The sequence below is a fragment of the Paracraurococcus lichenis genome, assembly GCF_030657435.1.
In the GTDB taxonomy this organism is placed as follows: domain Bacteria; phylum Pseudomonadota; class Alphaproteobacteria; order Acetobacterales; family Acetobacteraceae; genus Paracraurococcus; species Paracraurococcus lichenis.
Window position 1 is genome coordinate 1 of the sequence record NZ_JAUTWS010000387.1, and the last position, 766, is coordinate 766.

Annotated in this window: 1 protein-coding gene; it reads left to right on the plus strand. The window is 66.3% G+C overall.

Features of this window, described 5'->3' with window-relative positions; translation table 11 throughout:
• On the plus strand, positions 1-643 hold a 643-nt coding region (locus Q7A36_RS40400; RefSeq protein WP_456306855.1), incomplete at its 5' end, for a hypothetical protein.
• Between the last annotated feature and the right edge of the window lie 123 nt (positions 644-766).

Here is a 766-nt window from a genome sequence, read left to right on the forward strand (position 1 = left end):
CGCGCTCTGGCCTGGGGACAGCGTGGACGGGCTGCGCCCGCCCTCGCTGACCACAGGCCCATCCACCGCATCATCTCGAGTGTTCTGGCTCATGTTGCAGGTCATCATCTCGGTTCCCGGTAGGACAAAACGGTGTCCAGGGAAACCGGGGGCAGCTCAGGGGTACCACTCGCGCGAGGTGCTGAAGACGCTCGACGACGGACCGTGGAAGACCCGGATTGCCGAGCCGAAGCGCGACGGCTTCTCGCGCTGGCACGGCGATGACGCGGCCCGCCGCGCTGTCGTCAACAACCGCACTCGCCTGCTGTCCGGCGTGGCCCATGTCGCGTTCAAGCTGCGCGCCGAGGTGGTTGAGCGGGGCTTCGCACTCATTCTCGACCGTGGTGGCATGCGCCGGGCTTGGCTGCGCGGCCGGGAGAACCTGCACAAGCGTTACCTGATCCACGTGGCTGGCTACAACCTGGGCCTGATCATGCGGCTGCTGACCGGGTCAGGAACACCTCGGGGGTTCCAGGCCAGGGTTTCGGCCTCGCTTGCTGCTATCGCCACGTCGGATGCTGGCTTGGTCATCATCCTGCTCGTCGTCGCTGGCGATCAGACCGCGGCCGTCGCCGTCAGCATTGAGCCGGACCACATCAGCTGACCGACGACTTTCTCAACGCGCTGTTATGCGGCGCGTGGCTGCTGAGCAATCGGCGCGTTAGCTTTGGTCTTCGCACGATGAGCGATGAGGGCGGCGCGGAGCGCCGGAAGGTGTCGCTTCGCC